The sequence below is a fragment of the Aestuariivirga sp. genome (assembly GCF_044239095.1).
Classification (GTDB): domain Bacteria; phylum Pseudomonadota; class Alphaproteobacteria; order Rhizobiales; family Aestuariivirgaceae; genus Aestuariivirga.
The window spans coordinates 1-8,363 of the sequence record NZ_JBIICB010000192.1; the positions used below are offsets into that span (position 1 = coordinate 1).

Consider the following 8,363-nt stretch of genomic DNA (forward strand, 5'->3'; position numbering starts at 1 on the left):
ATGCCGGAGATCCTGACCGGCCCCGTGGCCCTGAACACGCCCTTCTCCACCGTCAGGTCGATGTCGCCGTCGGAAATGTCGATGCCAGGCAAGGCTTCCTTCAGTGCAGCGTTGGAAAGCTTGGCGGCGACGTTCACCACGATGCGGTTCTTCGGCAGGTTCCTGATCAGCGGCATGCTGAGCTTGACCTTCAGCTTCGCATCGGCGGTGAGCTTGGAGGTGTCGAAGCCGGTGTGGCGGATGAGGTTGAGGGCCGGCTGATCGAGATACTCGATGAGGGGCTGGGCCTTGCCCTCAACATCGAGGTCGAACTCGGCCAGCGTCTCGCCGCCCAGAATGTCGCGCGCCAACATCGTGCCGGAGGTGAGGCGGCCCTTGGCACCCGACGGCATGACGACATCCGCGCCATTGACCGTCAGGCGGAAATCATTGTCCGTGAGGCTCGCCTCGCCCGAGGCGCCGATGAGGGGCGGCAGATCCTTGAAGTAACCCGAGGTGACGCCGTCCATCTTGAAGGACAGCTTGATCGAATTCTCTGGCAGGCGGCGCTGGCGCTGGGCCGCGGCCAGCGCATCAACCGGCAGGTTGACGGTGAATTCGCCCTCCTGGATGCGGCCCTCGCGGACATTCTCGTTCACCCATTTGCGGGTGCGCGGCGCCATGACCGGCGGCCAGAGCTGCTTGAGCAGGCTGGCCGACAGGTCTTTCATGCGGCCCGCCAGCAGGATGCCAGCCGACTCCGAGCCGCCAGTGATTGCGCCGCGCAGCCTGATGCCGGTGTCGCCCGACATGACGACCAGGTCTTCGATGTCGAGGCGGGCCTCTTCGATCGCCGCCTTGCCGGTAAAGCGCACCTGGTCCACCGCCACGGGCGAGGTGACGGTGCCCTGCGTATCGATGGCCAGGTTGCGCGCCTCAAGCATGATCCTGAGCGCGGTGAGGCGGCCCTCGGCACTGCGCTCCGGCAGCAGGCTGCCCTTGAGCTGGGCGCGCGAGCTGCCGACGAGCAGAAGCGAGTCCGTGATGACGATGCTGCCCGTGACGGGATCATAATCGGCGCGCAGCGAGCCCTCGTCGATGATCAGCGGCTCGGCGAGGTAATCCGGAAGCCCCACCTCACCGGCCGCCGCGATGAACTCGCCCGAGGCCCTGGTGACGAGGCCCTGGTCTGTCACCTCCATCTCGACCTGGCCGGACAGCGGGACCTTGACGCGCGCGAGCTGCGACAGGGCGAAGATCTCGTCCGAGATATTGGCCGGCACCAGATCATTGATCCGCGTACTGATCGAAAAACTGCGCGTTTCGCTGCGGTAGCTGGCCGACAGGTCGGCCGACCAGTGGCCAGCCTCCCGGCCGTTGGACACGGCGGCGGTGGCGGCAACGGCAAAGCCGTAGGGCATGCGCTGGAACACCAGCTCGGCCGAGGGGATGTTCCAGATCGCGTCGTTTGCCTCATCATAGAAGCGGATCTCGGCGCCAGCGACGCGGATCGTCTCGATGGAGCCGATGGCCTGGCCGCCCTCCGCGCGCGGGGCGCCGCTCAGGATCTCGATGATGGCGGCGCCCGCACCACTCGCCCCGCTTGTTCCGCCGCCGCCGAGTGCTGGGTCCTGATCGCTCTTGGGGGAAGCCTCGGTATCCGGGTCGACCACCACGGCCTCGGCCTCGGGTGCTGCCTCTCCGAAGCCGAACGCGATGCCGCCCTCAAGGTTGCGCATCACCCGGATGCGGGGACCGATGAGTTCAATCGAGACCGGGACGACGTTGCCCGAGAGCAGCGCGCCACCGTCGACATCCACGGCAGCGCGCGGGGCCCTGGCGACGAGATTGCCGGACTTGTCCTTGAGCTCAATGTCACGCAGGCGTAGCTGGGGAACATTGCTGCCGCCCGTGCGCTCCACCACCACGCCACCCACCGAGACGGTCATGGCAGGAAGATTGGCGTTGATGCGGCTCTCCACCGTCTGGCGCAGGAAGTTCAGTTGAACAGGACCTTGCGCCAGCCGGATGTGGACGGCGGCGGCCACAACAAGCAGGACGGCGAGGACCGTCAGCATGCCGTACCCGGTTATCCTAGCCAGACGCCGCAACCTGAACCCGTTTCATTCGCATGATTCTGCTACATCATCTGCCATCATGGCCTGTATCAGGCAACGCCGAAACTCTCCGGCGCGGGTCCATTGGCCACCAAAGATGGGCCAAACCGTGACGGGGCTCCGCGGTGCCCGAGCGGGCGGCGGGACGGGCCGTAGCGGAGATTTTGCATGGTCCGTGCGATTGCCAATGACACAGGCGAATTTGCTTGATAACCTCACCCGGTCTGGGTGATGGGCGCCCGGCCGAGTTAGAGTGTAGGTGCGCGTGTTTTTTCGTAAGCAGAAGTCCGCCGGCAACGACAACCGGATCGAACCCGCGCAGGCTACGACCGATGTCGTGGACCAGAGCCATTCCTCAGTCATCTCGGCCGGCACGAACATAACCGGCCATATCGAATGCGACGGCGACATGCTGATCGACGGCACGCTGCGCGGCTCCATCCGCGCGCTGCGGCTAACCGTCGGCGTTGACGCCGTGATCGAGGGCGAGGTTTCCGCCGACGAGGTCACGGTGCGCGGCACGGTGAAGGGGCCGCTCCAGGCACGCCACATCCACCTCGAGGACGGCGCGGAGGTCGATGGCGACATCACCACCGCCACGATTGCAATCGACACCGGAGCCCGCCTCACCGGCGCCGTCTCCCAGGGCGGACAGCAGCCGCAGATCGAGCGCTATACGCCCCTCAGCGCGGCAAGCTGGGACTCTGCTGCGGACAGCGGCTCGCGGTCCCTCCTCTCAGTCCGCCCGCGCATCAACGTCAGCGGCAGCCGCTAGCAAGACGCCGGGCGGTGGGGCAGATCCCTTGCCCCCCGCTTTAGACGTTACCCTCATCCGGGATATTGAGTGTCCGCCCGCAAGCCTTGCAGTGGACGGCGTCTCGGTCATGCCGCATCAAGCCGCAGTCGAGGCAGCGGAAGTTGACTTTGTCGGGCCGCAACGTCACCTGCACGAGGCGCAGGAACAGTGACACGCCGAAGATCATGATCACCACCGCGATCATCCGGCCCAGCGTGCCCTCAAGCACGATGTCGCCGAAGCCGGTGGTGGTGAGCGCCGTCACCGTAAAGTAGAGCGCATCAGCATAGTTTGCGATCTTCGGGTTGGTGAAATGCTGCGTCTCGTAGACCAGCGCCGTCATGATGAAGATGAAAACCACGAGGTTCAGCGCCGACAGCACGATCTGCTCATTGCGGCGGAACCAGCGGAAGTCCTGCCGGAGGCGCTTCATCATGGTGTAGGAGCGGAGCAGGCGCAGCACCCGCGCAACCCGCAGGAAGCCCAGCCCCTCGCCCACGATCGGCGCCAGCATCGACACGATGACCACGATATCCAAGATGCCGTAGATGCTGAAGACCATGCGCAAGCGCACCCGGCTGATCCAAAGCCGCGCCAGGAAGTCGACGAGCAGGACAGCGCCGATCACCGCATCGAAAATCTCGGTGCTGGTGGATTGCAGGAAGGACGACACGATGATGAAGAAAATGGTCGCAAGATCGAAGATGAGGAGGCCATAGCGGAACCGGTGGGCCTCCGGGCTGTCGCCCTCATAGAGCTCCCGCAGCCTTGTCTTCATGCCGCCTGAGGTTGTCTCCAACATGCAGTATTGAGTAGGCGAGTTGCGCCGTGCCGTCCAGTCTGGACGCCGCGGGCAACGGGGCTATAGTCCTGCCCAATCAAAAAGCGAGGTAAGGCAATGCCGAAGGGATACTGGATCGCGCACGTGACGGTGACCGATCCGGAACAGTACCAGACCTATGCCGGGGCGGCCCCAGAGGCCTTCCGGAAATACGGCGCCACCATCCTGGCGCGCGGGGGTACCCACACGCAAATGGAGGGCGAGGGCCGCCCACGCAACGTGGTGATCGAGTTCCCGAGCCTCCAGGCCGCCATCGACTGCTACAACTCGCCCGAATACCAGGCCGCCAAGGCCAGGCGCCAGGGTGCGGGGATTGCCGAGATCGTTCTGGTCGAGGGGGTTTAGGACATTCTCCGGTCCCGGCGCGGCAGATGAGGATGGGCTCTGCCGCTTTCCTTGAGCCGATCTGGTTGCTAAAAGGCATACCCAACAAGAGGACACGCAATGAAGCTAGCCATTGCCGGGGCAGCGGGCCGCATGGGCCGCGTGCTGACGCGCATCGTGAACGAGACGCCGGGGGCGGAGGTTGCGGGCGGGATCGAACCGAAGGGATCGGCCCATGTGGGCGCTGACATGGGCGTGCTCGCCGGGGTTGGCGCCCTCGACGTGATGATCACGGACGATCCGCTCTCACTGTTCACCCATATCGACGGCATCATCGACTTCACCGTGCCGCAGGCCACCATCGCACTGGCCGAGCTTTCGGCACAGGCGCGCATCGTGCATGTGATCGGCACGACGGGAATCGACGAGGATGGCGAGGCCAAGATCCGTGCGGCCGCGCGGCATGCGCGCATCGTCAAGTCCGGCAACATGAGCTTAGGGGTCAACCTTCTGGCCGTGATGGTGAAGAAGGTGGCGGCGGCGCTGGGCGAGGACTTCGACATCGAGGTGCTGGAGATGCACCACAGGCACAAGATCGACGCGCCGTCCGGCACCGCACTGCTTCTCGGGCAGGCGGCGGCGGACGGGCGCGGCATCGACCTGAAGAGCCGCTCAGTGCGCTCACGCGATGGGCACACCGGCGCGAGGCCCCAGGGCGACATCGGCTTTGCGACGCTGCGCGGCGGCTCGGTGGTGGGCGAGCATACGGTGATGTTCGCGGGCGCTGCCGAGCGCATCGAACTCACCCACAAGGCGGAGAGCCGGGACATCTTCGCCAGGGGTGCTGTGAGGGCCGCGCTGTGGGGCATGGACCGCAAGCCCGGACTTTATTCAATGACTGATGTTTTGGGACTGGAGTAGCCGATGGATCGTCTTCTCGTGCTCGTCCGCCATGGACAGAGCGAATGGAATCTCAAGAACCTGTTCACCGGCTGGAAAGACCCGGACTTGACCGAACAGGGGATCCGCGAGGCGCATGCGGCAGGCCAGAAGCTCAAGGCCAAGGGCTTCCGGTTCGACATCGCCTATACCAGCGCGCTGACGCGGGCCCAGCACACGCTGCGCATCATGCTGGGGGAACTGGGGCAGCCGGACCTTGCCACGGTGAAGGACCAGGCGCTGAACGAGCGCGACTATGGCGACCTGACGGGCCTCAACAAGGACGACGCGCGCCAGAAATGGGGCGAGGAGCAGGTGCATATCTGGCGCCGCTCCTATGACGTGCCCCCGCCCGGCGGCGAAAGCCTGAAGGACACGCTGGCCCGCGCCCTGCCCTATTACATGAAGCATATCCAGCCGGACGTGCTGTCCGGCAAGCATGTGCTGGTGGCCGCGCACGGCAACTCCATCCGCTCGCTGATCATGGCGATCGAGGGGCTTTCGCCGGAAGAAATCCTGAAGCGGGAACTCGATACCGGGGTTCCGGTGGTCTATCACCTAGGGGCGGACTCGCGTCCGCTGTCGGTTGAGGTGCTGGCGTAGGACGCGGTGTCCTCGTGCTCTCCCGCTGAAGAAGCGGGAGGGCCTGCGTTACAGCGGAATGTTGTCGTGCTTCTTCCAGGGGTTCTGCAGCTCCTTGTGGCGGAGCATGTTGAGGGCGCGCGCGATGCGCTTGCGTGTGGAATGCGGCATGATCACCTCGTCGAGGAAGCCTCTTTCGGCGGCGACGAAGGGATTGGCGAAACGATCCTCATAGTCCTTGACGCGGGCCTTGATCTTCTCAGGGTCTGAGAGCTCGGCGCGGTAGATGATCTCGGCGGCACCCTTCGATCCCATGACCGCGATTTCCGCCGTGGGCCAGGCATAGTTCACGTCGCCGCGGAGGTGCTTGGACGACATGACGACATAGGCCCCGCCATAGGCCTTGCGGGTGATGACGGTGATCTTCGGGACGGTTGCCTCCGCATAGGCAAACAGCAGCTTGGCGCCGTGCTTGATGAGGCCGCCATATTCCTGCGCGGTGCCGGGAAGGAAGCCCGGCACGTCCACCAGCGTCACAATCGGGATGTTGAAGCAATCGCAGAAGCGCACGAAGCGGCCACCCTTGCGGCCCGCATCACTGTCGAGAACGCCCGCCAGCACCATGGGCTGGTTGGCGACAATCCCCACCGTGCGGCCATTGATGCGCGCGAAGCCCGTGATGATGTTGCGCGCATGGGCCTCTTGGATCTCGAAGAAATCGCCTTCGTCGACGATCTTCAGGATCAGCTCCTTCATGTCATAGGGCTGGTTCGGGTTGGCCGGGATCAGCGTGTCGAGCGACATGTCGATGCGGTCCGCGGGGTCGAAGCTCGGCAGTTCGGGGAGGGCTGAGGTGTTGGAGGACGGCAGGAAATCGATAAGGCGGCGCATCTGCAGCAGGGCCTCGACGTCATTCTCGAAGCCCTTGTCGGCAATCGAGGACTTGGTCGTATGGACGGAGGCGCCGCCGAGTTCTTCCGCCGTCACCGTTTCGTTGGTGACGGTCTTCACCACGTCGGGGCCGGTCACGAACATGTAGCTCGTGTCGCGTACCATGAAGATGAAATCCGTCATGGCGGGCGAATAGACGTCACCACCCGCGCAGGGGCCCATAATCACCGAAATCTGCGGAATGACGCCGGAGGAGAGCACGTTCCTCTGAAACACCTCGCCATAGCCGCCGAGCGCGTTCACCCCCTCCTGGATGCGCGCGCCACCTGCGTCGAACAGGCCGATGATGGGCGCGCGGTTCTGCAGCGCCATGTCCTGGATCTTGGTGATCTTGCGGGCGTGGGATTCCGACAGCGAACCGCCGAAGACGGTGAAGTCCTTGGCGAAGACATAGACCACGCGGCCATTGACCGTGCCCCAGCCGGTGATGACGCCGTCACCGGGAAGCTTCTGCTCCTCCATGCCGAAATCGGTGCAGCGGTGCTCCACGAACATGTCGAACTCCTCGAAGGAGCCCTCGTCGAGGAGGAGTTCCACCCGCTCCCGCGCGGTGAGCTTGCCCTTGGCGTGCTGAGAGGCCACGCGCTTCGCACCGCCCCCGGCCCGCGCCTGGACACGGCGGGCTTCAAGCTTTTCGAGGATCTCCTGCATGGGGGTGCTCCTAAGGGTAAAAGATCGTTTTAATGGTGTTAGGGCGCAAGGCGGGCGAGGTCAAATCCGCCGAAAGGCCAATGGCTTGTGGGGCGGAAAGAGGCCCTCATCCGCCCTTCGGGCACCTTCTCCCATTGCTGCGCAACGGGAGAAGGGAATCGTGGTGAGGGTTCCCTTCTCCCGTCGCGACGCGATGGGAGAAGGTGGCCAACGGCCGGATGAGGGCCCTTCCTATCGCGCCAGCCCCAGAAACCTGCAACAGGCCATGAATTCCGCATAACGCGCCGCCCGCCTTGCCTGGGCCTCTGCATCCTGGCCCCATTGCTCGATCTGGTAGTCCTCATCCACATGCGCGGCGAGCCAGGCGGATTCGGGCACTGTGGCGCGGTTGGCGAGCATCATGGCGATGAGGGCGGAGCCGGTGAGCGTCATGATCGAATGATAGGCGGCGAGTTCAAATGCGCTCAGCGACTTCAGTGCGAGACCGTGGGCGGCGATGGCGGATGGGGGCTGGGGCTTGTGGACGATGCCCTCCGTCACCTCGAAGGGCGCATCGAGCACGGTGCGGGCCCAGTCGACGACCGGGTCCCATGAGGCCATGTGGCGCTGCGCCAGTTCCGGCGGATGGCCGGCGCGGTAGCAGACGAGGTCGCTGTTGGCGTAGTCCAGCACCTCCGCCTCGATCCGTGCACGGTCCTGCGCCACGCGGTCGATCGCGGTGTTGGCGAGCTTGGTGAAGAGCATGGCGGCAGCGTCGATCTTCTCGCCCTGTGCGTCCCACTCGGCGGCAACGGCCTCGGCCAGCGGCTGTGTGGGAAGGCGCAGGGGAGCCTTCATCGGTGTCTTCACAGCGCGGCCATCGAGCGCGATGCCGAGATCATCGGTGACGGTGACGGTCTTGTAAAAACGGCGGCGCGTCATCTCATGCGCTCCTGCCAAAGTGAGTCAAGGTTCTGCTCCAGCTCATTGAAATCATGGGAGATGTTATGTGCCCCTGCCCTCGTCAGTTCGGCTGTTGGATGATTGCCCCAGGCGACACCTGCAGCGCCGATGCCAGCGGCGCGGGCCATGGCGATGTCATAGCTCGTGTCACCGATCATGATGGCAGCGGCGGGGTCGAGGCCCGTCTCCGCCAGGGCGGTGACGATCATCGAGGGATGGGGCTTCGAGGGGTGGTCGTCGG

9 protein-coding genes are annotated in these 8,363 nt (G+C 64.7%); 4 read left to right on the forward strand and 5 right to left on the reverse strand.

Annotation, left to right across the window (positions count from 1 at the left end; translation table 11 throughout):
- Positions 1-2,057: DUF3971 domain-containing protein (locus ACILRA_RS15800; RefSeq protein ID WP_395663036.1), on the reverse strand; the 2,057-nt coding region annotated here is incomplete at its 3' end.
- 304 nt (positions 2,058-2,361) lie between these two features.
- On the opposite strand from ACILRA_RS15800, the gene ACILRA_RS15805 reads away from it, so the two are divergent.
- Positions 2,362-2,871, forward strand: coding sequence for a polymer-forming cytoskeletal protein (locus ACILRA_RS15805; RefSeq protein WP_395663037.1), 510 nt, complete (start codon positions 2,362-2,364; stop codon positions 2,869-2,871).
- Positions 2,872-2,911: 40 nt separating this feature from the next.
- Here ACILRA_RS15805 and ACILRA_RS15810 read toward each other — a convergent pair whose 3' ends face one another.
- Positions 2,912-3,670 (reverse strand): potassium channel family protein, encoded by a 759-nt coding sequence (locus ACILRA_RS15810; protein WP_395663038.1) that lies wholly within the window; start codon positions 3,668-3,670, stop codon positions 2,912-2,914.
- 120 nt (positions 3,671-3,790) lie between these two features.
- Here ACILRA_RS15810 and ACILRA_RS15815 point away from each other — a divergent pair, with 120 nt between their 5' ends.
- From ACILRA_RS15815 to ACILRA_RS15825, 3 genes are all read left to right on the forward strand, one after another.
- Entirely contained in the window at positions 3,791-4,078 is a 288-nt protein-coding gene (locus ACILRA_RS15815; RefSeq protein WP_395663039.1) for a DUF1330 domain-containing protein, read from the forward strand.
- A gap of 99 nt (positions 4,079-4,177) precedes the next feature.
- Positions 4,178-4,978, forward strand: coding sequence for a 4-hydroxy-tetrahydrodipicolinate reductase (dapB, locus tag ACILRA_RS15820; protein ID WP_395663040.1), 801 nt, complete (start codon positions 4,178-4,180; stop codon positions 4,976-4,978).
- A gap of 3 nt (positions 4,979-4,981) precedes the next feature.
- Positions 4,982-5,599, forward strand: coding sequence for a 2,3-bisphosphoglycerate-dependent phosphoglycerate mutase (locus ACILRA_RS15825; protein WP_395663041.1), 618 nt, complete (start codon positions 4,982-4,984; stop codon positions 5,597-5,599).
- 48 nt (positions 5,600-5,647) lie between these two features.
- Here the strand turns inward: ACILRA_RS15825 and ACILRA_RS15830 are convergent, their stop codons facing one another.
- The 3 genes from ACILRA_RS15830 to ACILRA_RS15840 all read right to left on the reverse strand — a co-directional run.
- Positions 5,648-7,180 carry an acyl-CoA carboxylase subunit beta gene (locus ACILRA_RS15830; RefSeq protein ID WP_395663042.1) on the reverse strand — a complete coding sequence of 511 codons (1,533 nt, stop codon included), beginning with the start codon at positions 7,178-7,180 and terminating at the stop codon, positions 5,648-5,650.
- A 231-nt stretch (positions 7,181-7,411) separates the two neighbouring features.
- Positions 7,412-8,101 (reverse strand): ATP12 family chaperone protein, encoded by a 690-nt coding sequence (locus tag ACILRA_RS15835; RefSeq protein WP_395663043.1) that lies wholly within the window; start codon positions 8,099-8,101, stop codon positions 7,412-7,414.
- Positions 8,098-8,363: HAD-IA family hydrolase (locus ACILRA_RS15840; protein ID WP_395663044.1), on the reverse strand; the 266-nt coding region annotated here is incomplete at its 5' end. The genes ACILRA_RS15840 and ACILRA_RS15835, both read right to left, overlap by 4 nt.

Coding starts and splice junctions, on each gene's coding strand:
- ACILRA_RS15810 (WP_395663038.1), bottom strand. CDS start 3,670: ATGAAGACAAGGCTGCGGGAGCTCTATGAGGGCGACAGCCCGGAGGCC.
- ACILRA_RS15815 (WP_395663039.1), top strand. CDS start 3,791: ATGCCGAAGGGATACTGGATCGCGCACGTGACGGTGACCGATCCGGAA.
- dapB (WP_395663040.1), top strand. CDS start 4,178: ATGAAGCTAGCCATTGCCGGGGCAGCGGGCCGCATGGGCCGCGTGCTG.
- ACILRA_RS15825 (WP_395663041.1), top strand. CDS start 4,982: ATGGATCGTCTTCTCGTGCTCGTCCGCCATGGACAGAGCGAATGGAAT.
- ACILRA_RS15830 (WP_395663042.1), bottom strand. CDS start 7,180: ATGCAGGAGATCCTCGAAAAGCTTGAAGCCCGCCGTGTCCAGGCGCGG.
- ACILRA_RS15835 (WP_395663043.1), bottom strand. CDS start 8,101: ATGACGCGCCGCCGTTTTTACAAGACCGTCACCGTCACCGATGATCTC.